This window comes from Acinetobacter higginsii, from assembly GCF_000369845.1.
Lineage (GTDB): Bacteria > Pseudomonadota > Gammaproteobacteria > Pseudomonadales > Moraxellaceae > Acinetobacter > Acinetobacter higginsii.
Window position 1 is genome coordinate 26,238 of sequence record NZ_KB850215.1, and the last position, 23,667, is coordinate 49,904.

Genomic DNA, 23,667 nt, shown 5'->3' on the forward strand with positions numbered 1-23,667 from the left:
ATATTTTGCTCCCCAAATGATGTTATAAACATCAATATATGGAGTATTTTATGGCACGTAGACCAAGAAGAAATCATTCAAATGATTTTAAAGCTAAGGTAGCACTTGCTGCGATTAAAGCAGAAAAAACACTTGCTGAATTGAGTGCTGAATTTGATGTTCATCAAAACCAAATTATCGACTGGAAAAATCAACTGATTTCAGCTTCCTCGCAAGCTTTCGATCAATCAAAAGCTCCAACAGAACCACCCATCGATCTAAAAAAACTACATGCAAAAATCGGTGAGCAGGCATTAGAAATTGATTTTTTAGAAGGTGTGTTGAAGAAACTGGGCCGCTTCAACCACAAAAGTTAATCGATGACTCACTTCAGATTTCAGTATCTAAGCAAGCTCAGCTGCTGAAAGTCTCCCGTGGTTGTTATTACTATCGCCCAAAACCTGTGAGTGCATCAGATCTGAAGCTGATGCGGTGTATGGATGAGTTACATATGCAATACCCTTTTGCAGGTAGCCGTATGATGCGTGATTTGTTGAATCGTCAAGGACATCATATAGGACGACGTCATACACGTACTTTAATGAAGAAAATGGGCATTAATGCGTTATATTGCAAACCAAATTTAAGCCAGGCTAATCAAGCTCACCGCAAATATCCATATCTGCTCAAAGGATTGGCTATTCAGCGCAGTAATCAAGTGTGGTCTACGGATATAACGTATATCCCTATGGCAAAAGGCTTTGTTTATTTATGTGCTGTGATTGATTGGCATAGCCGCAAGGTACTTGCGCATAGAGTATCGATTAGTATGGAGGTTACATTTTGCATAGAAACATTAAATGAAGCTATTGAAAAATATGGTCGACCTGAAATATTTAATACAGACCAAGGCAGTCAGTTTACCAGTGATGCATTTATTGATGTATTGAAATCAAATGACATCCAAATCAGCATGGATGGTAAAGGTCGATGGGTTGATAATGTGATGGTTGAACGATTATGGCGGAGCGTTAAATATGAAGAGGTGTATCTCAAAGCCTACAGCAATGTTTTGGATGCGAAGAAGCAATTAAACGCATATTTTGAATTTTATAATTTGAAACGACCTCATTCGAGTCTGGACAAAATGACTCCAGATGAGTTTTACTATGACCAGCTACCACAACAAAATAAGGTAGCTTAACTAGAGCAGAGTATCACTTATAAATAAGCTTTTAGTTGTTCAAACATGTGGGACCACCTCTCTCGCCCTTATTACAACAATTGAGCATGACATGAATAAAAAACATATCGTTCTTGCCACGTTGCTCAGTCTCAGCAGCTTTGCGGTGACTGCAGCAACAGATACAGCCAAACTCAGTTTGCATCGGAACAATATTAAGGTTTGGACGTACCAAACAGAAAACAATCCGATTATCCAATATAAAGCTGAAACCACATTTGATGTGCCTTTAGAACGTGCTGTAGCAGTAGTACTGGATGTAGAACGAACACCGCAATGGGTGCCGTATGTGGGAAAGGCACAAATGCTGTCACGTGATGATAAGAAAGGTGAATTCACCCTGTATATGGTTTTGGATTTCCCATTTCCTTTAAAAGACCGTGATGTGGTGATTAAAGGCAAAATGACTAAAAATGCGGATGGCAGCATCAGTATTAAAAACAATGCCATTCAAAATAATTACCCTGAGCAGCCTGATGTGGTACGGTTAAGTAAATACGCGGGTGATTGGACGTTCCAGCGACTGGCAAATAACAAAGTTAAAGTGACGACCAGTGGCTATGCCGATCCAGCAGGGGCAATTCCATTGAGCTTTGTGAATATGTTTGTGCAGCAACAACCTTATCAAATGCTGATGAAAATGAAAAAAGAAGTGAATAATCCTTTATATGCGCAACCGAAGTTACCAGATTTATTGAAATAATAAAAAAGCCTGATTTAAATCAGGCTTTTTTATTTGAGCTTAAGCTTGAGGACATTGTTGTAATGGCGTCTCTGGTTTGCTTGCTAATTTCATTTGAATGAAAACCAAGATTAAACCAATAGCTGCCAGTACGGCACCAATCATGGAGACTGCCGCATAGTTTAAGCCAAGGCTTAAGACGGCACCGCCTGCTGCAGCTCCAATGGCATTGCCTAAGTTAAATGCGCCAATATTCACGGAAGAAGCAAGGCCCGAGGCTTCATGTGCCACCGACATCACGCGCATTTGTAATGGCGGAACGATCGCAAAGGCTGCTGCACCCCAGATCACCAAACCGATGGCTGCACCCAATTGGCTTTGAGCAAGGATTGGGAAGATGACCATCAACGCGATCAACAAGACCAAGAAACCAATCAAGGTTTTATCAATCGATAAGTCTGCAAACTTCCCTCCGAAATGGTTCCCGATTGAGAAACCAATTCCGATCAAGACCAGCATCATGGTGATAAAGGTCGGAGAGGCATGGGTGAACTCAACCAGACTTGGTGCGATATAGGTGTACAAGGTAAACATCGCTGAGGCACCAAACACAGTTGTAAGCAATGCCAATACCACGGGTAGGCGAGTAAGAACACTTAACTCCATTTTTACATTTGGCTTTTGTCCAACAGAGCCGACAGGAAGGGCCTTCCAAAGTGACAACATGGTGATGACACCGAGGGCTGAAATCGCGAGGAAAGACATTCTCCAACCAATGTTTTGTCCCACCCATGTTGCGAGTGGTACACCACCAATATTGGCGATGGTGAGGCCCATAAACATGGTGGCCACCGCACTGGCCTGTTTATTTGCTGGAACAACACTGGCTGCCACCACAGAACCAATCCCGAAGAAAGCACCGTGGTTTAAGCTGGTAATTAATCGGGCACCCATTAAACTCATGTAATTGGGTGCAAAGGCTGCGATCAGGTTACCAATGGTAAAAATAGCCATCAGTAAAATCAGGGCATTACGACGGGCAAAGCCACCAAACCATAAGGTCATGATTGGCGCACCGAGCATCACGCCCAGTGCATAACCTGTAATCAACATGCCCGCACTTGGAATCGACACCCCAAGATCATTGGCAATATTGGGCAACAGACCCATTGGAGAGAACTCTGTTGTGCCAATTGCAAAGGCACCAATTGCCAGCGCCAGCAAAGGAAGGTTGATGCGGCTGCTCATGTTATTTGTCCCATTCAGGCGCAAATGGTTCAGGACTCACTTCTCGACCATTACGTTCAAGTTGAGCGATCAGCTGCATTTCCTCTGCACTTAAAGTTAAGTCTTGTGCTTTTAAGTTGCTGATCAGGTTTTCACGTTTGGTTGATGATGGGATCACCGCAAAACCATTTTGTAAGGCCCAAGCCAAAGCGACTTGTGCAGTCGTTGCCTGATGTTGTGCAGCAATCTCAACTAAGGTTGGATCCTGCAGTACTTTGCCATAAGCCAAAGTCATGTATGAAGTCACATCAATATTTTGCTCACGTAAAAAATTGACCAAGGTGCGGTTCTGCAAATAAGGACTGAGTTCAATCTGGTTGGTGGCAATGTGTTCTACACCAATGCTATCAATCGCTTGTTGGGTCAAGGCGATATTAAAGTTTGAAATCCCGATTTGTTTAGTCAAACCCTGTTGTTTTGCCTCTAATAACAATTGCATCACGCTTGGGATGGAGACACCCAGTGCTGGAGCTGGCCAGTGGATCAAGGTGAGATCAACGGCATCAGTACGTAGTTTTTGCAGACTGTCTTTTAAGCTGGGAATGAATTTGTCTTCAGCAAAATTGTCGACCCAGATTTTTGTGGTGAGGAACAGGTCTTGACGAGCTACACCACTTTCAGCAATGGCTTGACCCACTGCTGCTTCATTTTCATAAACCTGTGCGGTATCAATGGCACGATAACCCACTTCCAGGGCGGTTTTAACTGAGTCAATGACTGCTTGATCTTTAAGACGGAAAGTACCTAAGCCAAATTGTGGGATACGCATATTTTTCACCTAATCTTTTTTCATGCTCAAAAGAGCTGTTTTGTGGATGGCTGTTATTTTGCGATGATTATTGTTGCTAAAACATAGATGAATTTGCAAAATACAGTTGACTAAATATCAATAATTGAGAGGGTGGTAATGAAATCTACGGTAGAAGAACTGCTTGCTTTTATGACCATCGTCGATACAGGTTCATTTATTGCCGCTGCTGAACGACTGGGACAGACGGCATCTGGGCTCAGTCGCTCGCTTAGCCGTTTAGAGTCCAAGCTCGAAGTAACTTTACTAGAACGAACCACGCGAAAATTAAAGCTCACCCAAGAAGGCCAGCAGTTTTTACAACAGGCTCGTAAAATTTTGAGTGATTTGAATGCAGCCGAAGAAGCATTACAAAAATCAGATCAAGATACTTCAGGGGTAATTCGGATTGACTCAGCCACACCTTTTATTCTGCATGTGATTACGCCATTGGTACATAAGTTTCGGCAGTGTTATCCCAATATTGAAATCGAGTTGAATAGTAATGATTTGGTGATTGACCTGCTCGAACATAAAACCGATGTGGCGTTTCGTTTTGGTGAATTACATGATTCCAGCTTACACGCCAAATTGGTGTGTAAAAGTCGTATCTATATTGTTGCCAGTCCTGAATATTTAAAACGCAAGGGCACGCCTTTACAGCCTCAAGCATTGCCTGAACATGATGTGATTGGTTTTACCCGTCCAACCTATATCAATACTTGGCCGATTAAAATTGAGGGTGAGTATTTTCAAGCACAACCTAAAGTAAGAGCATCCAGTGGTGAAACCGTCCGACAACTGTGTTTACGTGGGCAGGGTATTGCTCGGCTCTCTGAATTTGAAATCTGGCAGGACATTCGAGAAGGGCGTCTTGAAGCCCTATTTGAAGATCAGATAGAACATTCTTATCAAAGCATCCATGCTGTTTATTATCAACAAGAGCACTTGCCGAAACGTGTCCGTTTATTTATTGAGTTTTTGACTGAGCAACTAAGTCAGGGCTTCTCGGTTTGCCAATAGCATCATTTTGCAGTTGTACATTCAGCACTGGAATTGATGGTCCAGTTTTTTGTATCACTGAAACAACAATATGTTGCTGTTGTAACTTGCATTCAAGTTCGACCGTTGGCAGAAAGTTGCTTGAGAGCATCAGACCATTTTCATTGGGTTTCTTATAGGTCATTTTGATGATACGAGTCTGCTCTGGCGCCTCACTTTTCTCCATTTTCCATAACTCATAGGTCGGTTGGTTCTGAATTTGCAGATAGCCCTGAGAAAGCGATTTACACACTTGTTGTTGCTGGTAGGTGGCTTGGTCAGTCAGATTGCAGCCTGTAAATAAAACGGCGCTTAATATAAATAAGATATTATTTTTCATGGTCTTATCCTTTGGCTGTTGATTTTTATAGCTTAAAGGTGTTGTATAAACCAATACAGATACAGAAATTTATAAAAAAGCAGTACAGATATGACTTTTCACTATCAGCGCTTGGCAGAACAATTGGCTCACAAGATTTATCAGCATGAGTTACAGCCCCAACAGAAGTTGAGTTCTTTAAGGGAATTTGCACGTCAGCAAAGTATTAGTTTAAGTACGGCACAGCAATGTTATGAATTGCTGGAAGCAAAAGGGCTGATCTATGTAAAAGCTAAATCGGGCTATTTTGTCAATTCAAGACAATATCAAAGTGCCGTACCAGACAGTCCGAACTTTGAGTCCAAAGCCCGGCAGGTTTCAAATTTAGACCTGCAAAACCAGATTCAGACGGCCTCAATTCAGCATCATTTAACGCCGTTGGGAGCAATCCAACTGTCTCCTCATTTGATTCCTGTCGATGGATTGCGTCGTTCTTTACAACGTGCTTTGAAACATTGCCAGCCTGAAGATTTTTTATATTGTAATAAACAGGGACATCAGCAACTTCGTAAAGCCTTATCTGATCATTGGCGTGAGGATGGTATCTATGTTGCGACCGATGATATTTTTATTACCAACGGCTGTATGCCTGCCTTATCGCTACTAATTCAACAGATCAGCAAAGAGGGGGATAGTATTCTAGTGCCGACGCCCACTTTTAATGGTCAGCTGCAAATGCTGGCTAGCCTGAAACGTAAAATTATTGAGATCCCAGCGGATCATCGTGGCATTGATCTAGAGCGTTTAGAATTTTTTATGCAACAGGGTGATGCCAAACTGTGTTTGCTCACTGCCAATTTTCAGAATCCTTTGGGCTATTGTCTCAGCAATGAACAGAAACAGCACATTGCTCAACTGGCACAAAAATATCAATGTTTTATTTTGGAAGATGATATTTATGGCGAATGTAGCTTTCAAAAGGAACGACCTTTACCCATTCGCTATTGGGATCAGGAAGGCTATGTGATTTGGTGTGGCTCGGTCTCCAAGTCATTATCAACCGCCTATCGCGTCGGTTGGTTTTGCTTAGGTCAACAGCTGCAATATTTAAGACCACAATTATTGGCCAACAATGTGGGGGTGAATACGCCTTTGCAACTTGGTTTAGCCGATTTTATTTACAGTCGTGGTTATCGAGAACATTTGGATCAATTAAGACCTAAACTGATGCAGCAAGTTGAACAGTATCGGGCTTATATTCTCGACGTGTTTCAGGGGATTCCAATTGGATTAAGTCAGTTACAAGGTGGCTATGCTTTATGGATGCAACTACCCAATAGTATTACCGGTTTGGAGCTCTATTATTTGGCGCAAGGTAAAGGGATCAACATCGTACCAGGGGAAGTATTCGGTGAAGACCGCCGTTATCAACACTTTTTGCGTTTAAATGCAGGTCATGCTTTAACAGAAGAAATCCGCCAAGCGATTCAACAGTTGGCGGATTGGGTACGGCAGAGTATGAATTAGTCGAAGTCTGCTTTGAGTACGATGCGATAACGTGCTTGGCCTGAATGCAGTCGTTCAATCGCCTCATTTAGCTGTGACATTGGAAATAACTCAACTTGTGGTGCGATATTTTTGCGCGCAGCGAATTGTAAAAGTTGGCGCAGGGCTAACGGTGAGCCCGTTGGTGATGAGGTGACAGATTTGGCACCACCCATGATGGCACCGACAGAAACAGGGATGGGTTCCAAAGTCACGCCTAGGAAATGTAGACTACCTTTGGGCGCCAAAGTATTGAGATAGGCTTGCCAGTTTAGGGTCACATTGACCGTACTGAGTAATAAATCAAACTTGCCACGTTGTGCTTTGATGGCTTGAGCATCACGGCTATTGACCACGTGATCGGCTCCCATGGCTTTGAGTTCTTCAGTTTTATCTGGATTAGAACTGAAAGCCGTAATTTCACAGCCCCATGCTTTGAGTAATTTAATCGCGATATGACCTAAACCGCCAATACCAATCACACCCACATGATGTGTGGCTTGGATTTTGTGTTTCAGTAAGGGATCAAATACCGTGATGCCACCACACAGTAGCGGGCCAGCACTTTCAGGATCTAAATCGTCTGGAAGGGGAATGACCCATTGCCAACCTGCACGGACTTTATCGGCAAAACCGCCTGCATGGCCAATGATGGTTGCTTTTTTTTCACCAGTACATAGGACCTGATTACCCCCAATACATGGATCACAGGCTTGACAGGTTTCAGCTGTCCAGCCAATGCCAACACGTTGACCGACGCGTAGTCCTTTGGCTTCTGATCCCAATGCAATGATAGTACCAATGATTTCATGTCCAGCCACCGCAGGATAAACCGATGATTGCCACTCATTATTAATCACGGATAGATCGGAGTGGCACAGACCACAATATTCAACTTTGACTTCAACTTGATGGGCTTGTAATTCTCCCGCATCAAATTGGTATGGCACCACTTGCTCGCCTGCTTGCATTGCAGCATAAGCGCGAATTTGATTATTGCTCATTGGAACTCCCATTCAAGGAAAATCGATGATGATTTGTTATTTAAATTGGCAATGATTTTCGTGATCATTGACCATACCAACCGCTTGCATAAAAGCATAACAGGTGGTCGGGCCCACAAATTTAAAGCCACGCTTTTTTAGGGTTTTGGATAGTTTTTGGCTAAGTTCAGTTTGTGCAGGTGCTTCGCGGTAATTCGCCACATCATTATTTTCGGTTTGATGATCGACAAAACTCCATAACCAAGCAGGGACATCTTCGACTTCATCCTTAAGCTTGAGCCAAGCAATTGCATTGTCGCGGATGGCTTTCAGCTTACCGATATGACGAATTAAACCTGCATCACTGAGCTTGAGTTCCAGTTGATCATCTGTGAGTGCTGCGACGTCTGCGATGGAATGTTGAAAGAAATGTGAGCGGTAGTGTTCGCGTTTTTTCAGTACTGTGATCCAAGAAAGTCCTGCTTGTTGTCCTTCCAGACAGAGCATCTCAAACAAATGGGTTTCATCATGTTGCGGCTTGCCCCATTCCTGATCATGGTAGGCAATATAGAGAGGATCATCGGAGCACCAGCCACAGCGTTGAGTCGACATATTTGATGCTCCTTGTTGTTATTTGAACAGTATAATTTAAAGTTGGAATGCCACCCATTCATTTGGGCGAGTATCCCAATAATACAGTTCTGCGTTATTTAAATCAGTAAACTTAAGCCAAAAGTCTTTACCTGATTTATCGGCAAAGCCGGTACTAATTAACAAAGCATCTTCGGTAATTTCCATGATCCAACCTTGATAGCTGGTACCACCCATGACGATTTTTTGCTGATTTCCAGACTCTGCAAATTCAACCAGACGTTCAATCAATGCTTCTGACATTGTAGATTCCTAACGTAAATACGGGTATGGATTGACTGCACCACGCCCTTTGCCATTTAAATAAATTCCGTAGTGTAAATGCGGAGAGGTATAACGAGCATTGCCGGTATTTCCTACATAACCGATCAGATCACCTTTACGCACATAGTCGCCAACATTGAGGCCGCGCTTATGACCATCCAGATGCGCATAATAGTGCCAAGAGCCTGCTGGACCCATGATCCAGATCACTTTGCCACCTAAATTATTATTACGTAAATCAGCAACTAAGCCTTCGGTCGCACTATACACTTTCGTACCACGCTCTGCCATGATATCGATGCCTTCATGACTACGCCCCTGACTTCGTGCCGCGCCCCAAGTATCCCGTAATTCGTTTCGACTCACACCTTTGACAGGCACAGGGAGGCGGCTGTCTAAACGCATGCTCTTGAGCTTGTTCACCTGAGCATTGGGTAAGGGGGTAGGTTTCTTTGGGGTGGTGGCACATGCTGATAGTAAAATCATCAGCATACCTAGAACCGTATAGGAAATCGAATGACGCACACAAACTCCTTGCGTTTGATATACAGCGTTTTGGGCGTTAAGCCTTTTGTTTGGCTGTAATCAATTTTTTCATGGCTGTTGGAATGCCTTTGGCAATCGCATTTTCTGGACTTAGCCATATGCCATTTAATTCGATACTCAACTGTTCTTTTTGATCGTGTTCCACGTGGAACAGTTTTTCATGCAGTAACCAAGTAAAGTGAGTAAAGCTATGGCTAATCTGCAATGATGATACTTGAGCTTGTAGTTTGAAGTGTTGCTCAATCTGTTGTAATTCGGTTGCTTGTTCAATGATTGGAAGACAATACAATCCTCCCCATAGGCCATGCGCTTCACGTTGTTGCCACAGCCATTCATCTCCAGATTGGATCAGTAACACATTGGCTGTTTTGACTGGAACGGGTTTCTTAGCCTTTTTGAAAGGGAGTTCCTGTTCCATGCCTTGTTGATAAGCTTGGCAATGCTGCTGCATTGGGCAGTATAAGCACAGCGGTTTTTTCGGGGTACAAACGGTTGCCCCTAAATCCATGATTGCTTGGGTATAATCATGATTGCGCTCTTCTGGGCAGAGATCTTCCGCAATTTGCCAGAGTGCCCGTTCATGTTGTGGCTTGGATAGATCATCTTCGATGGCGAGGAAACGTGCCAGTACACGTTTCACGTTACCATCCATAATCACGCCGTACTGACGTAAGCCGAGTGACATGAGCGCACCAGCGGTGGAGCGGCCAATGCCTGGCAGCTCAATCCATTGTTCGAGTGTTTCTGGAAATTTCCCTTGTTGACTGACGATGCCTGCCGCTTTATGCAGATTGCGTGCGCGGGCATAGTAGCCGAGGCCTGCCCAATAAGGAGCGACATCATCCCAACTGGCTGTTCCTAGGGTTTCTACGCTCGGGAAGCGTTCAATAAAACGGTCGAAATATTGCAGTACAGTTTTGACTTGCGTCTGTTGCAGCATGATTTCTGAGACCCAAACTTTGTACGGATCATCGGCCACTTGCCATGGTAGGTCATGACGACCGTGTTGGTCGAACCATGTAAGTAGTGCATCAGAAAATGAGAAGTCAGACATGAATCAGAACAGTAAAAAGCAGAGGCGTAGTATAGCGGAAATAGGGAGAGGAGTTGATGTATACAAACAAATTCGTTATTAAATGCTGATTAAGATTGGCTTTTGCAAAGGCGACATCCATGTCGCCTTGCACGAATAGAAATTTTCTAGGATTTAAACAAACGATATATTCGCTCAATTCCATGTTGATGGTTTTTTTAGAGATCGTCTTTTCAAATCACTTTAAATGTTTATCTAACAGCTCATACATCGCGTCAAGACTTTGACGTTCTGCTTCCGCGTTATAGCCTAAGTCAACATTGTTGGCCTTGGCGCGCTCATCTGCAAGAGGGTTACTAAAACCATGCTTGGCATCTTCAAAAATAATCACCTCATGATCCACAGCAGCATCATGCATTTCCTGACGGAAGCTTGCCACATTATCCAAGGTCACCATGCTGTCGAGTTCACCATGCAGGACTAAAATCTCGGCTTTAACTTTGCCCTTCTCAGCAGGAGCTTTCGGACTCAATATCGCATGGAACGTAGCAACGGCTTTGATATCTGCACCTGAACGCGCCAAATCTAGCACCACTTTACCGCCATAGCAGAAACCAACCGCTGCCAATTTGTCGGCATTCACTTCTGCTTGAGCTGCTAAAGCATTTAAGCCTGCTTGAGCACGGTCAACAATGGTATCGGCATGCTCAAAAGTTTGATTCATCCATTCAGAGGCTTGGGGCACATTGGTTGTAACTTTCTTATCACCATACATATCAATGGCTAAAGCGGCAAAACCATGTTCTGCAAGTTCACGTGCACGTTGTTCTGTGTATGCATTGCGGCCCCACCATTCAGGGGCCACAATCACACCTGCAACAGGCATATCAATTGCTGGTGCAGCGAAATAACCAATGAGGCGTTGACCATCGGGAGCGGTATATTCAATTTCACGTGTGTTAATCGGGAAGCTCATTCTATAATCCTGATCTGTATTTTTAGAATGCATTGATTAAAACATAAAAAGGAAAATGGATGGCATCGTAAAAACATAATAAATACGCTTGTTTTAGCGATGCTCAAAAATGAAAAAAGAAGAATACCAAGATTCTTCTTTTTATGTTTGGGTAGGTCAAAACGACTAGACTTTGCCTCTGGATAAGAAGCCAACGATTGCTAAGATGACGGCAACAACCAATAAGATTACTGCGAAATCTTTGGATAAACCTGCTACACCACCAAAACCTAATAAACTGGCAATGAGTGCGATGACTGCAAAAATAATGGCCCAACGGAACATGTCGTGTCCTCCTAATTTTTCGTTATGTGTCCACTATAACGTGTGTTTTTTGCACAAAATGTGGTGTTTATGTGGTTTAAATGTTTAATACTTAAAGAAGTGCTCAATCAATTAAAAGAGGTTGAAGTCAGCAAAGCAAAGATGAATGCTATAATAAGAAGTTCATTTTTTTTAATATTGAAAGCTCTGTATGTCCGTCGAACTGCGCCCCAACTTTTGGAAACACTATCCGCTTGATCAGCTCAGCAATGCGGAGTGGGAGGCATTGTGTGATGGCTGTGGTTTATGTTGTTTGGTTAAGTTAGAAGATGAAGAAACCGCAGAGGTTGCCTATACCAAAGTGGCATGCAAATTACTGGACTGTAAAACCGCACGCTGTTCTGATTATCCCAACCGTCAGCAGCAAGTGCCGGATTGTATCCAGCTGACGCCTGAACGACTCAGCACAATTTCTTGGTTACCACCGAGCTGTGCCTACCGTCGATTAAGTGAAGGTAAGAATTTACCTTCATGGCATTACCTCAATACAGGTTCACGTCAAAGTGTGATCAAGGCAAAGAAATCTGCTGCAGGGCGTTGTATTTCAGAAACTGAAATCGATGAAGAACAAATTGAAGATTATATTGTGCGTTGGATACGGTAATCGCGGCTAGCAAATCAATAAGACATGATGATCATAAAAACAACACTTTTGCAGTATTTTTATTGGCGATGTTCCCTAAGATGAAGAATAAACGAGGGAGATAAGCCATGAACAAACTGTTGATGACACCTTGGCTCTACAGTGGCATTTTATTTTTGGCTGCGTGTGGTGCCAATGAAAGCAACTCTAAAACCCCAGAACAAAATACAGCACAACAAGCGTCAAGTCAGCGCATTGCACAAAAGTATCGGGTTGAGAGCGTTGCTGAATTTGATGAGCCGTGGGCGATTGCAAGTTTGCCAGACCAACGTTTATTGATCACTGAGCGCAAAGGGCAATTAAAATTATTTGATCCCAAAACTAAGAGCAGTATCAATATTGCTGGCGTTCCTACTGTCAGTTATGGTGGGCAAGGTGGTTTAGGCGATGTCATTTTGCATCCTGATTTTCAGCAAAATCATGAATTATATTTGAGTTATGCCAGCAAAGGTCAGGGTGGCTATAGTGCAGAGATTGCACATGCAAAACTGGATTTATCTGATCCCAAGCAACCCAAGCTCACGGATTTAAAAACCATCTGGCAACAAGTGCCGAAAGTGTCAGGGCAAGGCCATTATGGTCATCGTATGCAGTTTGGTCCCGATGGCAAACTTTGGGTCAGTTCAGGTGAGCGTCAGAAGTTTGATCCTGCACAGGATTTAAAAAGTAATTTAGGTAAGGTTTTGCGTTTAAATGCAGATGGAACTGCTGCGGAAGATAATCCGTTTTATCAGCAGGGCGGTGTCACTGCAGAGATTTGGTCACTGGGTCATCGTAATCCATTGGGTATGGCTTTCGACCAGCAAGGGCAACTGTGGGTGGTTGAAATGGGCCCTAAAGGTGGTGATGAATTAAACCGTATTGTGAAAGGAGAAAACTATGGCTATCCAACAGTTTCGAATGGCGACCATTATTCAGGCTTGCCGATTCCTGATCATGAGACCCGTCCAGAATTTAAAGCCCCTGAAATCGATTGGACACCTGTGATCTCACCGTCTAGCTTAATCATTTATTCAGCTCAGCAGTTTCCTCTGTGGCAACACAAAGCGTTGATTGGTGGTTTATCCTCTCAAGCTATTGTGGTGGTGGATTTAGCTGCAAAACCAGTCCAAGAAGTTCAACGACTTGAGATGAAACAACGAATTCGTGGCCTACATCAAGCGCAAGATGGTTCAATCTGGGTGATCGAAGATGGACCAAGAGCCAAATTACTTAAACTGCATACCAATTGAATTTTAACTCCAAGTGATACAGATAATGAATCAACCGAAAGCCTTTTCTATGACTTTAAAAAAACTATATTTATTGACAGGACTGTTGTCCTGCAGTTCAGCGCTTTGGGCTGGAAATTTGACCGAGCAACAAGTTCAAACCATTGTTGACCAGCAATTTAAGCCTTTATTGGCGCAATATAAAATTCCGGGGATGGCTGTTGCTGTGACCTTGAATGGTCAACATTATTTCGTGAATTATGGGCTTGCTTCAAAGCAAAACCAGCAAGCAGTGAGCAATAGTACTTTATTTGAACTTGGTTCGGTCAGTAAGACCTTTAATGCGACTTTAGCGGCTTATGCACAGGCACAAGGGCAACTGTCTTTGTCGGATCATCCTGCCAAATATTTCCCTGAACTGAAAAATACTGCGGTCAATCGTGCCACGATATTGAATCTTGGAACTTATAATGCAGGTGGCTTTCCGCTGCAATTTCCTGATGAGGTGCTGCAGCAACAGGATATGATCAAGTATTTTCAGACTTGGCAAGCAAAAACCAAAGTCGGTGCTGCCCGCCAATATTCCAACCCAAGTATTGGTTTGATGGGCTATGTCACTGCCTTGGCAATGAAAAAACCGTATAGCGAATTGATTGAAAAAACCTTACTGCCACAACTAGGCATGACACAAAGTTTTATTCGGGTACCTGAGCAGCACATGTCGCAATATGCTTGGGGATACAAAGCCGATCAAGCCATGCGTGTTTCACCAGGTATGTTTGATGCAGAAGCTTATGGGCTGAAAAGTAGCAGTGCGGATATGCTGAAATTCCTCGATGCGCAAATCAATCCGCAGCAGTTCAAACAACCGCTTCGCCAAGCGATTGAAAATACCCATGTGGGCTATTTTAAAGTGGGTGCAATGACCCAAGGCTTGGGCTGGGAACAGTATGCCTATCCAGTATCACTTGAAACACTGTTACAGGGTAACTCGAGCAAAATGGCGTTAGAAAGTCATGCAATCACAGCGATTAAACAACCAAAGCTTGCCACGCCTGCGACCTTCTTTAATAAGACAGGAGCAACCAATGGTTTTGGTGCCTATGTGGCCTTTATTCCGCAGCAAAAAATTGGAATCGTGATGTTAGCCAATACCAATTTTCCCAATGAAGAGCGGATCAAAGCCAGCTATCGGGTGATGCAACAGTTGGTTCAGAACAACAGCGCGCAATAGAATGTCGCGTGAGTGCAGATTCAAATTGTAGATTTGAGCCAGACACAATAGACTAGGGTAAAAGATCATAAAGCCAGTGATGATGTCAGATACGCATATTCCTTTACCTGAACGTTTACGTCCTCGTGACTTGTCCGAAATTATCGGACAAGATCATTTGCTGGGTGAAAATGCCCCTTTACGTCAGATGATTGATCAAGGGCATTTGCCTTCGATCATCTTCTGGGGGCCTCCAGGGGTCGGAAAAACCACGATTGCATTGTTATTGGCTCAGGCTGTGGATCGTCCTTTTATCAGCCTATCTGCACTCAATACAGGCGTGAAAGAGCTCCGTGAGGTGATTGCGGAAAGTGGTGACTTGTTGACCCCTGTGGTGTTTATTGACGAGATCCATCGCTTCAATAAATCGCAGCAAGATGCATTACTCAATGCGGTTGAGAAAGGCAAAATCACCTTGATCGGGGCGACTACAGAGAATCCTTCCTTTGAAGTGAATAGTGCCTTGTTGTCCCGCTGTCAGGTGTATACCCTGAATAATCTGAGTGCTGAAGCGATTCAAACCCTACTGAATAAAGCAATTCAAACGGATAAGTTCTTAAAAGAACGTTTTATCCAGATTGAAGAATATGATGCGCTGATTCAATTTGCGGCAGGTGATGCACGTAAGGCACTCAATCTGATTGATTTGATTGCCAGTACTTTTGAACCTGATGTTGAAAATCTCGTAACCAATGCCATCGTCGTTAAAGTTGCGCAGCAAAATATTGCGCGTTACGACAAATCGGGTGAGCAGCATTACGATCTGGTTTCGGCATTTATCAAATCGATTCGCGGCAGTGATCCAGATGCAACCCTGTACTGGATGGCACGCATGCTAAAAGGTGGCGAAGATCCAGTCTTTATTGCACGTCGTATGTTGATTGCGGCATCGGAAGATATCGGCAATTCCAATCCAAATGCCTTGTTATTGGCGGGGGAGTGTTTCCGTTCAGTCCAAGCGGTGGGGATGCCTGAAGCGCGTATTATTCTAGGCCAATGTGCCGTGTATCTGGCCACTAGCCCGAAAAGTAATAGCACCTATCTCGCGATTAACAAAGCCTTAGAGTTGGCAGAAAAAACCGCAAACCTGCCTGTGCCTTTGCACTTACGCAATGCGCCAACCAAGTTGATGAAGCAGCAAGGCTATGGGGTGGATTATCTGTATCCGCACAACTATCCTGAACATTTCGTGTTACAGGACTATTTGCCTCCAGAATTACGCGGTACCAAACTGTACGAACGAGCCTTAAATAAACGTGAGGTCGAAGGCGAACGTTTGCAGCAACGTCGTTGGCAGCAGGAACAACAGCAGCAGTAATCAAAACTCGGTGAATTCACTGATCATTTTAAAATTGTCCAGAGCAAGATTCCGAATCGCATCGATAGATTTTGCTTTGGCCTCAATATTCTATTTGTATAAAAATGAACGCAAAAAAAGCAACACTGATTGGATTGGTCGCGATCTTACTCTGGAGTTTGATCGTTGCCTTAATTAAGGATGTCAGTAGTCATTTTGGCGCAGTGGGCGGTGCAGCACTGATTTATACACTGGCCTCAATTTTCCTGTTTTTCTCGGTTGGTTGGACCAGCCTCAAAAGCTTTCCCAAAGCCTATTTGATCTGGGGCAGCATTTTATTTGTTGCTTATGAAATTTGTTTATCGCTTTCGATTGGCTATAGCCATAATAATCGACAGGCGATTGAAGTGGGAATGGTCAATTATTTATGGCCGACCTTTACCATGGTGGCGGCCATTGTTTTTAATCAGCAAAAAGCCAATGTCCTGATTATTCCTGGCTTTATCATTTCAATATTGGGGATCTGTTGGGTGCTCGGTGGAGAGCAGGGCTTGGATTTGGCAGGGATGCTGCAAAACATCCAGCACAACCCATTCAGTTATGGGCTTGCCTTTATTGGAACATTATTGTGGGCTGCCTACTGCACGCTCACAGCGAGAATTGCGCAGGGAACCAATGGCATCACCCTATTTTTTATCCTCGTCTCGGTGGTGCTATGGATTAAATATGCATTGATGGGGGGCGGTAGTTTTGATTTTGATTGGCCTTCTTCAATTTCACTATTTTTTGCGGCAGCAGCGATGGGCTTTGGTTATGCCGCTTGGAATGTTGGGATTTTGCATGGCAATGTGACGTTATTGGCAGGTGCATCCTATTTTATTCCAGTTTTATCTGCCTTTTTCTCGGCAATTTTACTCAGTACGCCATTAGGCCTTTCTTTCTGGTATGGCGCATTTATGGTGTGTTTAGGCTCGATTCTATGCTGGCTAGCAACGCAGAAAAAACACTAAAAAATTGTCTGATTTTGCTGGGTCTTGCTGATGCGCTGAACAGTCACGGTATTTTTGTAAGCGACCTCTAGACACTACAGATAAAAGGTCGCATCATCCCGCTTATCAAGGATGATCAAGCTCCACCATGACCACAAACAAAATTAATGCTGCGGAAAGTATCCGAGGCTTGGCATGTCTCGCCGTTGTGTTGTCACATCTATCACTGACCTTTTTTCCGCAACTGCATAATTTTGATGTGAGTGCTGTACCGCAATATGATTTTTTTGCGCAGTTACATCACTCGCCCTTGGCCTTCTTTTATTCAGGTACAGGCGCGGTTTTTGTATTCTTTGTTTTAAGTGGCTTTGTACTGACATTATCCAGTTTTAAAAAGCACAATACCGCAACGCAATTGAAAAATTCCTTGGTCAAACGTTACCCACGCTTGGCCATTCCAGCCTTCGTCTCTTGTATTGTTGCTTATCTGGTGTGTTTTGTACCTGTAGATGTGTCGCATGTTTCCGAATGGGGAGCAGCACTCGCCAACCCACATCCGCAACTGGGCACCGCCTTATATGAAGGCAGTATTGGCGCATTCTTATTTGGCGATTCCAGTTATAACTGGGTGCTGTGGACCATGCAAATTGAGTTGCTTGGGTCACTGGTGATTTATCTGGCTTGCTATCTCTATGGCAAGCTGCCAATTCTATGTGGTCTATTTCTCATCATCAGCATTGTGACAGGGTATATGATCTCGCAAACCGTGTTGTTGGGTCTTCTCAGTTTTGTTTTGGGGATGGGACTATTTCTCTATGCCGCAGAACTGAGTACAGCAGTTTCAGTACTGCTATTTTTGTTGGGATTGTATTTTTGTGGCGCACATAACAGTAGCTCAAGCTATCAGATTTTTAGCCAGTTCCTCGGTGAACAAACATATGACTACCTCAACTTTATTGGCGGCTTTTGCATTGTTTATGCAGTACTCAAAGGCAAATGGTTAGCACAGTTTTTTGATCGGTCTGTTTTGGTATTTCTAGGTAAAATCTCATTTTCCATTTATTTAATTCATCTTGCTGTGCTTTATGCTTTGGGGATTCCATTGTTTAATCTATTGCATGTGCAATGGGGATTCTCCTATTTAAATGCAGGATTATTGGCAAGTTTACTGATTGTGCTGCTGAGCATTATTTTGGCACAGCCGTATAGTCATTATGTCGATGATCTTGCGATTAAAATCTCCAATAAACTGGCAAAAATGTTTTGAACCTCGTACTAGGTCGTGTGCAGAGCCTATGTAGGGCTGCTCGGAACTTGACCAAACATTACAAAAATAATCAGTGAATGCTTTCTATTACAAGCGGAATCCGCTTTAATCAAAAAAGACATAATAAAAATATGGGTTTTAATTCATGAACCGTACTTATCTCAAACGTTGCGCCTTATTCACTTCTATTTCACTGGCTGTAGTGGGCTGTGCAACAACGGCAGTGCCTGTCACTGCAACAGAACAACTGTTTTATGGTGGCCCGATTCTGACCATGTCAGGCAACAGTCCTGAATATGCAGAAGCCCTGTTGGTAAGGGATGGAAAAATTGTTTTTGTCGGCTCAAAGCAGCAGGCTGAACGCTTGGCCGATAAAAAAGTTCAATCGATTGATCTAAAAAATAGAACCTTATTGCCAAGTTTTATTGACGCGCATAGTCATGTGAATATGGTCGGTTTCCATCAAATGGTCGCCAATCTCTACCCAATGCCTGATGGTCAGGTCTCAGATATTAACTCTTTGGTGAACGTGCTGAATAATTGGAAAGTCCAAAATCCATCCGTAATTAAAACCATGGGCGGCTGGATTTTGGGAAATGGCTATGATGACGCACAACTGAATGAGCAGCGTCATCCGACGGCAACCGATCTAGATCGGGTGTCTCTAGACCAACCGGTGATGATTTTGCATCAATCGGGGCATTTGGCCTCTGTGAATCATAAGGCACTGGAATTACTGAAGATCAATCAAGATACCCCGAATCCAGCAGGTGGCGTGATTCGCCGTGAAGCAGGCTCAAATGTGCCCAACGGTGTGTTAGAAGAATCTGCTTTATTTACCGCAATTGGCTCAATTTTTAAAGATGTACCCCCTGCGGTGATGTTCCAAATTGCAGAAAAAGGCATTGATGCCTATGTAAAAAATGGTTTTACCACGGTACAAGAAGGGCGGGCGGATCAAGGGACCACTGAAATGTGGCATGCTTTAGCCAAGCAAAATCGACTGCCAATTGATGTTGTTTCTTATCCCGATATCACCACCAGCCAAGACTATATGCTCAAGCAAGGCAGCCAGCGACAGTATGATCATCATTTTCGGATTGGTGGAGTGAAAATCAGTTTAGATGGTTCACCTCAAGGGAAAACGGCTTGGCTGACCCAGCCTTATCTTGTGCCGCCTGAAGGTAAAGATAAGACGTATAAGGGCTATCCTGCCATGAGTAATGATCAGCAGGTCAAGGACTATATCAATTTAGCCTTTAAGCATGGTTGGCAGGTGCTTGCCCATGCCAATGGGGATGCGGCGATTGATCAGTTTATTGGGGCAGTGAAAGATGCCACAGCAAAACAAGGAATAGCAGATCGTCGTAGCGTATTGATCCACTCACAAACTATTCGCGATGATCAGCTGGATCAGCTTAAGGCCTTAGATATTATTCCTTCGTTCTTCTCGTTGCATACCTTTTATTGGGGCGATTGGCATCGTCAACAAACCTTAGGCGAAACTCGAGCTGCCCATATTTCGCCAACTGCAACCGCTTTAAAAAAGCATCTGATCTTTACGGAGCATCATGATGCTCCTGTGGTCCCACCGAGTAGCATGATGATGCTGGATGCGACCGTGAACCGAGTAACACGGAGCAATTATGTTTTGGGTGCAGATGAGCGTATTAGCCCATATCTGGCATTAAAGTCGATGACAGATTGGGCTGCGTATCAGTACTTTGAAGATCAAAACAAGGGTACTTTAAGCCATGGTAAATTGGCTGATTTGGTGATTCTGAATCAGAACCCGCTGACTGTACCGAGTCGTGAGATTAAAAACATTAAAGTGCTGGCAACCTATAAAGAAGGCAAACTGATTTATCAGAACGCGCAGAATTAAACTGAAAACCGAGCCATCTGGCTCGGTTTTTTATATTACCAACGATAATTGATCTTGCCGTAATAGAACGCGCCATTAAAGCCAAAAGGTGAGAACTGACTATAAGGCAAGCTACCACCTGTGGGTTGGTTGATATCGTAGACATCTTTATCAGGATATACATCGGTAATATTGTCGCCACCAACCGTGAAGTTCCAGTTTTGATATTGGTAAGACAACGCTAAATCGAGTAACCATTTGGCTGAGAATTTTTGGTCTTTGGCTTCGCCTGAATTACTAAAGGTTTTAAAGCTGCCATAACGTGTGAGATTGGTATTCACAGTGAAGTTTCCAAGCTTATAGTCATTCGCTAAACTGAATTTATGTTCAGGGGTACTACCAGCCAATAAACCGTATTGCTCACGACGATCCAGACGCGTGAGGTTAATGCCCAGCGCATCTAAGATGGCTGGATTGCCATCCACATGGGTCACTTTATTTTTATTGTAGTTGTAGGCCAGTGAGGTATTCAGTTCGCCATAAGGCAAATCAGTCCATTTATAGGTCGCAACTAAGTCAACGCCACGCGTGCGGGTATCGCTGGCATTGTTGAAATAACGAATTGTGTTGAAGTTGGTGTCGGTGATCCCTTTTGAATTCAGGTACTGGCGAACGGTTGCACTGCTGGCATTGATATTGGAAGACAGACTAATTCGATTGTCAATGTCGATTTGATAAGCATCCAGAGTCACATATAGTTGATCTGTAGGCGTCAAGACCAAACCCACGCTATAGTTTTTAGATTTCTCTGGTTTAAGTTGTTCGGCACCAAGCAGTTGAGCAACGTATGACGTGGTGGGGAAGGTTCCTGCTTCAGCAAATTGACCATTGATCAGCTGAGAAGAGGTCTGGGCAAAATATTGTTGGGCAAGACTTGGGGCACGGAAACCTGTAGAGGCGCTACCACGTACCGCAATCGCTGGGTGAATGGCATAACGCAAAGACAATGATGCATTATCGGTGTGACCAAAATCATTGTAGTATTCATGGCGATAGGCTGTAGATGCTGAGAGTTTTTCAGTTAAATTGGCCTCTAAATCCAGATAAGCCGCATAACTGTCGCGTGACCATTCACCAGCATCGGCAGAGCGAAAGCCCGCTAAACCAGAAGAACCACTTTTATAATAAGATGCTGGATCACCCGCTTGGATTTGATACTTCTGATTCAAATATTGCGTACCAAAGGCAACATTCAGTGGGCTGGCGAGTGCTGCAAGATTAAACTCTCGAGAAACATCAAAATTCACTACCGTTTGTGCATTTTTCAGTGTGCCATTTTGAAAGCCGAAAGGCGTGGTAGCGGTATCTTTATAGAGATCGACATTAATGGTCTTGGTATCGACATCATAACGATTTAAACCATAATTCACCGAGGCATCATAATGCCATGCAGACCAATCACCTTTGATCCCTGCAACTGCGCCAAAATCATCGAGTTGGCCCTGAATGATCGGCAGATAGCCATTGGGAAACAGGGCAGGAATATTATTGGAGGCATTGCTTAAACGATAGAATCCAGCAGTTTTTGCATTACGATGGCTATAGGTCGCAAAAGAATACAGCTCGGTATGATCACTGAGGTCATAACCCAGATTCACTGCTGCTTTGACTTCATCGGAATCTGGATCACCAAAACGGAAAGTGCGCTGTCCATAAGTGGTTGATTTGGGATCACGTAAGTCAGCACCTGCTCGATTGGTGGCTTGACTATCCTGCCATTCCCCTGAAAAGATCGCATAGCCATAATTATTCAGTTTGGTCCCACCCGAAGCAAAGGATTGCTTCTGTTCACCATCCCCCTTGTTATAAATCCCGTATTTAATCCCAGCTTCGCCATGTGTCGGGTTGGATTTCAGAATAATATTAATCACGCCTGCAATCGCATCGGAACCATAGCGAGCCGATGCGCCTTCACGCAGTACTTCGACACGGCTAATCGCTGAGATCGGAATCGCATTTAAATCGGTTGGGGCGGAACCACGACCAATGGTCCCGCCAAGGTTAATAAAGGCGCCTGTGTGGCGACGTTTCCCATTAACCAAAACCAGTACTTGGTCAGGTGCAAGTCCTTTCAGTTGGGCAGGGCGAACCAGTTCAGTTCCATCCACCACGGTTGGACGTGGAAAATTAATTGAAGGAATAATTCGAGAGAGCGCTGTGCCAAGTTCATTGGAGCCGGTGCGTTCGGTCAGTTCTTTGGCACTGATCACATCAATGGGTTGTAAGGACTCTGTTTGCGAACGATTGTTGGCGCGAGTTCCGGTAACGACAATGGTTGCGAGCGTTTTGACTTGTTCGGGCTCTACGGGATTGTTCTCAGCGGCATGTACATTGCTATACAGGGCCAGCAAAATCAGGCTAGTACTTAGACTTAAAGGAAAAGTTTTTACAAGGGGAGAATTCATTTTGATCTTCTAACTCAAGTTTTGTGAACATGGTAGGAGGATCAAAATATTTTCAAAAACAATATAAAAACATAAGGTTAGAATTAAAGTTGCAAAGCTGATGTAGTGCTTTTTAAGTAAATGATTTATATGGTATTGATATTTAAAATGATGTTCGTTTTTTTGAATAGAAAATAAAAAACCAGCCTGATTGGGCTGGTTTTTTAGAAACAAAAGTTTAGTCAGACTTAGATGTCATCTAAGTTAATACCTAAACGAGAAGCAACTTCTTCATAAGCTTCAACCACACCACCTAAACCTTGGCGGAAACGGTCTTTATCCAGTTTTTTCTTGGTATCTTTATCCCATAAACGGCAACCGTCTGGAGAGAATTCATCACCCAATACGATACGGTTATGGAACACACCGAATTCAAGCTTGAAATCAACCAGAATCATATTACCTGCATCGAATAATGCTTTAAGTACATCATTCACTTGGTAAGTGAGTTCTTTCATTTTTTCAAGCTGTTCTGCAGTTGCCCAACCTAAAGCAATCGCTTGAGATTCGTTGACCATTGGATCGCCAAGCGCATCATCTTTGAAGAACAATTCGAATGTTGGCGGCGTTAATTCCTTACCTTCTTCAACACCTAAACGACGGCACAATGAACCCGCTGCATAGTTACGAATCACACATTCAACAGGAATCATCTGGAGTTTTTTAACCAGCACTTCAGTTGGAGAAAGCAATTTTTCAAAATGCGTTTCGATACCTGCAGCAGCTAATTTGTCCATGATAAAGGCGTTAAAACGGTTGTTGACCTTGCCCTTACGATCGAGTTGCTCGATTTTTTCGCCATTGAATGCCGAAGCATCATCACGAAAGACCAAAATCAGGTGATCAGCGTTATCTGTCTCGTATACAGATTTAGCTTTACCAGTATAGAGCAAGGTTTGTTTTAACATGGAGGAACCTTT

At 43.5% G+C, this 23,667-nt stretch carries 23 protein-coding genes; 11 read left to right on the plus strand and 12 right to left on the minus strand.

The genetic code is table 11. The annotated features are described in order from the left end of the window. Window positions 1-38 precede the first annotated feature (38 nt). Both F885_RS20680 and F885_RS09495 read left to right on the plus strand, forming a co-directional pair. Window positions 39-1,183, plus strand: a protein-coding gene (locus tag F885_RS20680; RefSeq protein ID WP_085944219.1) for an IS3 family transposase whose coding sequence is annotated in 2 segments (ribosomal slippage) — window positions 39-303 and window positions 303-1,183 — 1,146 coding nt in all. Because the reading frame shifts where the segments join, the coding sequence is not laid out codon by codon here. Window positions 1,184-1,274: 91 nt separating this feature from the next. Further along, the gene (locus tag F885_RS09495) at window positions 1,275-1,925 is read left to right on the plus strand and encodes an START domain-containing protein (RefSeq protein WP_004803420.1); all 651 of its coding nucleotides are present in this window, start codon (window positions 1,275-1,277) and stop codon (window positions 1,923-1,925) included. 39 nt (window positions 1,926-1,964) lie between these two features. Here the strand turns inward: F885_RS09495 and F885_RS09490 are convergent, their stop codons facing one another. Both F885_RS09490 and dkgB read right to left on the minus strand, forming a co-directional pair. Next, window positions 1,965-3,152: an MFS transporter gene (locus F885_RS09490; RefSeq protein WP_005317132.1), complete on the minus strand. Its 1,188-nt coding sequence runs from the start codon at window positions 3,150-3,152 to the stop codon at window positions 1,965-1,967. Window position 3,153: 1 nt separating this feature from the next. Further along, a complete protein-coding gene (gene dkgB / locus F885_RS09485) occupies window positions 3,154-3,960 on the minus strand; it encodes a 2,5-didehydrogluconate reductase DkgB (protein WP_005209635.1) in 807 nt (268 codons plus the stop codon). Between the two features lie 138 nt (window positions 3,961-4,098). On the opposite strand from dkgB, the gene F885_RS09480 reads away from it, so the two are divergent. Then, window positions 4,099-5,001: a LysR family transcriptional regulator gene (locus F885_RS09480; protein ID WP_005317144.1), complete on the plus strand. Its 903-nt coding sequence runs from the start codon at window positions 4,099-4,101 to the stop codon at window positions 4,999-5,001. On the opposite strand, the gene F885_RS09475 is transcribed toward F885_RS09480, so the two are convergent. Then, window positions 4,949-5,359, minus strand: coding sequence for a hypothetical protein (locus F885_RS09475; RefSeq protein WP_005209633.1), 411 nt, complete (start codon window positions 5,357-5,359; stop codon window positions 4,949-4,951). The genes F885_RS09480 and F885_RS09475 overlap by 53 nt on opposite strands. A gap of 90 nt (window positions 5,360-5,449) precedes the next feature. Between F885_RS09475 and F885_RS09470 the strand changes: the two genes are divergently transcribed. Beyond that, window positions 5,450-6,865, plus strand: a complete 1,416-nt coding sequence (locus tag F885_RS09470; protein WP_005317145.1) for an aminotransferase-like domain-containing protein — start codon at window positions 5,450-5,452, stop codon at window positions 6,863-6,865. On the opposite strand, the gene ahr is transcribed toward F885_RS09470, so the two are convergent. The 7 genes from ahr to F885_RS20685 form a co-directional block, all read right to left on the minus strand. Beyond that, window positions 6,862-7,887, minus strand: coding sequence for an NADPH-dependent aldehyde reductase Ahr (ahr, locus tag F885_RS09465; RefSeq protein ID WP_005186139.1), 1,026 nt, complete (start codon window positions 7,885-7,887; stop codon window positions 6,862-6,864). The genes F885_RS09470 and ahr overlap by 4 nt on opposite strands. 36 nt (window positions 7,888-7,923) lie before the next feature. Continuing rightward, window positions 7,924-8,478, minus strand: a complete 555-nt coding sequence (locus F885_RS09460; RefSeq protein ID WP_005317146.1) for a DNA-3-methyladenine glycosylase I — start codon at window positions 8,476-8,478, stop codon at window positions 7,924-7,926. 36 nt (window positions 8,479-8,514) lie between these two features. Next, a complete protein-coding gene (locus tag F885_RS09455; protein ID WP_005317147.1) occupies window positions 8,515-8,760 on the minus strand; it encodes a hypothetical protein in 246 nt (81 codons plus the stop codon). A gap of 9 nt (window positions 8,761-8,769) precedes the next feature. Continuing rightward, window positions 8,770-9,273, minus strand: coding sequence for a M23 family metallopeptidase (locus F885_RS09450; protein WP_216077127.1), 504 nt, complete (start codon window positions 9,271-9,273; stop codon window positions 8,770-8,772). 70 nt (window positions 9,274-9,343) lie between these two features. Then, window positions 9,344-10,381 (minus strand): A/G-specific adenine glycosylase, encoded by a 1,038-nt coding sequence (mutY, locus tag F885_RS09445; RefSeq protein WP_005317149.1) that lies wholly within the window; start codon window positions 10,379-10,381, stop codon window positions 9,344-9,346. Window positions 10,382-10,598: 217 nt separating this feature from the next. Further along, entirely contained in the window at window positions 10,599-11,336 is a 738-nt protein-coding gene (locus F885_RS09440) for a dienelactone hydrolase family protein (RefSeq protein ID WP_005317150.1), read from the minus strand. A 165-nt stretch (window positions 11,337-11,501) separates the two neighbouring features. Further along, window positions 11,502-11,660: a DUF1328 domain-containing protein gene (locus tag F885_RS20685; protein ID WP_004656956.1), complete on the minus strand. Its 159-nt coding sequence runs from the start codon at window positions 11,658-11,660 to the stop codon at window positions 11,502-11,504. 190 nt (window positions 11,661-11,850) lie between these two features. Between F885_RS20685 and F885_RS09430 the strand changes: the two genes are divergently transcribed. The 7 genes from F885_RS09430 (at window position 11,851) to F885_RS09400 (ending at window position 20,264) form a co-directional block, all read left to right on the plus strand. Beyond that, on the plus strand, window positions 11,851-12,303 hold the full coding sequence (locus F885_RS09430) for a YcgN family cysteine cluster protein (RefSeq protein WP_005317151.1): 453 nt from the start codon (window positions 11,851-11,853) through the stop codon (window positions 12,301-12,303). A gap of 107 nt (window positions 12,304-12,410) precedes the next feature. After that, window positions 12,411-13,574, plus strand: coding sequence for a PQQ-dependent sugar dehydrogenase (locus F885_RS09425; protein ID WP_005317153.1), 1,164 nt, complete (start codon window positions 12,411-12,413; stop codon window positions 13,572-13,574). 25 nt (window positions 13,575-13,599) lie between these two features. Then, entirely contained in the window at window positions 13,600-14,787 is a 1,188-nt protein-coding gene (ampC, locus tag F885_RS09420; protein WP_005317155.1) for a class C beta-lactamase, read from the plus strand. An 82-nt stretch (window positions 14,788-14,869) separates the two neighbouring features. Then, the gene (locus F885_RS09415; protein ID WP_032859417.1) at window positions 14,870-16,144 is read left to right on the plus strand and encodes a replication-associated recombination protein A; all 1,275 of its coding nucleotides are present in this window, start codon (window positions 14,870-14,872) and stop codon (window positions 16,142-16,144) included. Between the two features lie 104 nt (window positions 16,145-16,248). Next, complete coding sequence (yddG, locus tag F885_RS09410; protein WP_005317166.1) at window positions 16,249-17,133, plus strand: aromatic amino acid DMT transporter YddG; 885 nt, start codon at window positions 16,249-16,251, stop codon at window positions 17,131-17,133. A 127-nt stretch (window positions 17,134-17,260) separates the two neighbouring features. After that, on the plus strand, window positions 17,261-18,379 hold the full coding sequence (locus F885_RS09405) for an acyltransferase family protein (protein ID WP_005317169.1): 1,119 nt from the start codon (window positions 17,261-17,263) through the stop codon (window positions 18,377-18,379). 145 nt (window positions 18,380-18,524) lie between these two features. Beyond that, a complete protein-coding gene (locus F885_RS09400; RefSeq protein ID WP_005317171.1) occupies window positions 18,525-20,264 on the plus strand; it encodes an amidohydrolase in 1,740 nt (579 codons plus the stop codon). Between the two features lie 35 nt (window positions 20,265-20,299). Here F885_RS09400 and F885_RS09395 read toward each other — a convergent pair whose 3' ends face one another. After that, window positions 20,300-22,708, minus strand: a complete 2,409-nt coding sequence (locus F885_RS09395) for a TonB-dependent receptor plug domain-containing protein (protein ID WP_005317173.1) — start codon at window positions 22,706-22,708, stop codon at window positions 20,300-20,302. Between the two features lie 227 nt (window positions 22,709-22,935). Further along, a complete protein-coding gene (gene purC, locus F885_RS09390; protein ID WP_005317175.1) occupies window positions 22,936-23,655 on the minus strand; it encodes a phosphoribosylaminoimidazolesuccinocarboxamide synthase in 720 nt (239 codons plus the stop codon). Between the last annotated feature and the right edge of the window lie 12 nt (window positions 23,656-23,667).

Coding starts and splice junctions, on each gene's coding strand:
- F885_RS09495 (WP_004803420.1), top strand. CDS start 1,275: ATGAATAAAAAACATATCGTTCTTGCCACGTTGCTCAGTCTCAGCAGC.
- F885_RS09490 (WP_005317132.1), bottom strand. CDS start 3,152: ATGAGCAGCCGCATCAACCTTCCTTTGCTGGCGCTGGCAATTGGTGCC.
- dkgB (WP_005209635.1), bottom strand. CDS start 3,960: ATGCGTATCCCACAATTTGGCTTAGGTACTTTCCGTCTTAAAGATCAA.
- F885_RS09480 (WP_005317144.1), top strand. CDS start 4,099: ATGAAATCTACGGTAGAAGAACTGCTTGCTTTTATGACCATCGTCGAT.
- F885_RS09475 (WP_005209633.1), bottom strand. CDS start 5,359: ATGAAAAATAATATCTTATTTATATTAAGCGCCGTTTTATTTACAGGC.
- F885_RS09470 (WP_005317145.1), top strand. CDS start 5,450: ATGACTTTTCACTATCAGCGCTTGGCAGAACAATTGGCTCACAAGATT.
- ahr (WP_005186139.1), bottom strand. CDS start 7,887: ATGAGCAATAATCAAATTCGCGCTTATGCTGCAATGCAAGCAGGCGAG.
- F885_RS09460 (WP_005317146.1), bottom strand. CDS start 8,478: ATGTCGACTCAACGCTGTGGCTGGTGCTCCGATGATCCTCTCTATATT.
- F885_RS09455 (WP_005317147.1), bottom strand. CDS start 8,760: ATGTCAGAAGCATTGATTGAACGTCTGGTTGAATTTGCAGAGTCTGGA.
- F885_RS09450 (WP_216077127.1), bottom strand. CDS start 9,273: ATGCTGATGATTTTACTATCAGCATGTGCCACCACCCCAAAGAAACCT.
- mutY (WP_005317149.1), bottom strand. CDS start 10,381: ATGTCTGACTTCTCATTTTCTGATGCACTACTTACATGGTTCGACCAA.
- F885_RS09440 (WP_005317150.1), bottom strand. CDS start 11,336: ATGAGCTTCCCGATTAACACACGTGAAATTGAATATACCGCTCCCGAT.
- F885_RS20685 (WP_004656956.1), bottom strand. CDS start 11,660: ATGTTCCGTTGGGCCATTATTTTTGCAGTCATCGCACTCATTGCCAGT.
- F885_RS09430 (WP_005317151.1), top strand. CDS start 11,851: ATGTCCGTCGAACTGCGCCCCAACTTTTGGAAACACTATCCGCTTGAT.
- F885_RS09425 (WP_005317153.1), top strand. CDS start 12,411: ATGAACAAACTGTTGATGACACCTTGGCTCTACAGTGGCATTTTATTT.
- ampC (WP_005317155.1), top strand. CDS start 13,600: ATGAATCAACCGAAAGCCTTTTCTATGACTTTAAAAAAACTATATTTA.
- F885_RS09415 (WP_032859417.1), top strand. CDS start 14,870: ATGTCAGATACGCATATTCCTTTACCTGAACGTTTACGTCCTCGTGAC.
- yddG (WP_005317166.1), top strand. CDS start 16,249: ATGAACGCAAAAAAAGCAACACTGATTGGATTGGTCGCGATCTTACTC.
- F885_RS09405 (WP_005317169.1), top strand. CDS start 17,261: ATGACCACAAACAAAATTAATGCTGCGGAAAGTATCCGAGGCTTGGCA.
- F885_RS09400 (WP_005317171.1), top strand. CDS start 18,525: ATGAACCGTACTTATCTCAAACGTTGCGCCTTATTCACTTCTATTTCA.
- F885_RS09395 (WP_005317173.1), bottom strand. CDS start 22,708: ATGAATTCTCCCCTTGTAAAAACTTTTCCTTTAAGTCTAAGTACTAGC.
- purC (WP_005317175.1), bottom strand. CDS start 23,655: ATGTTAAAACAAACCTTGCTCTATACTGGTAAAGCTAAATCTGTATAC.